This window comes from Acinetobacter sp. 24-47-67 (genome assembly GCF_056779735.1).
Genome location: NZ_JBWYIK010000026.1, coordinates 1 through 578 on the forward strand (window position 1 = coordinate 1; position 578 = coordinate 578).

A 578-nucleotide genomic window follows, 5' to 3' on the forward strand; every position below is an offset into this window, starting at 1 on the left:
GCATTTGACGTGCTTGTGATCGGTGGTGGTCCTGCAGGTAACACATCTGCAATCTATGCGGCTCGTAAAGGTATCCGTACAGGAATCGTTGCTGAGCGCATGGGTGGTCAGGTCATGGACACCATGGACATTGAAAACTTTACATCAGTGCAAAAGACGCAAGGTCCTAAGTTTGCGGCTGAAATGGAAGCACATGTTCGTGAATACGGTGTCGACATCATGAACTTACAACGTGTGTCTGACATCAAAGGTGCGGATGAAACTGCCAACGGTTTAGTTGAAGTGACTTTAGAGAATGGTGCAAAACTTGAATCGAAAACGGTCATCCTGTCTACAGGTGCACGTTGGAGAGAAATGAATGTACCCGGTGAGCAAGAATACAAAACACGTGGTGTTGCGTACTGCCCACACTGTGATGGTCCATTGTTCAAAGGCAAACGTGTGGCTGTGATCGGTGGTGGTAACTCTGGTGTTGAAGCTGCGATTGATTTGGCTGGTATCGTTGAACATGTCACTTTAGTTGAGTTTGATACCAAACTACGTGCTGACCAAGTTCTTCAAGATAAATTGAACAGCTT

1 protein-coding gene is annotated in these 578 nt (G+C 46.2%); it reads left to right on the forward strand.

Going from position 1 to position 578, the window contains the following annotated elements; genetic code table 11:
• Positions 1 to 578, forward strand: a 578-nt coding sequence (locus AC1M9K_RS14490) for an FAD-dependent oxidoreductase (protein WP_481589636.1), incomplete at both ends; no start/stop codon positions are given.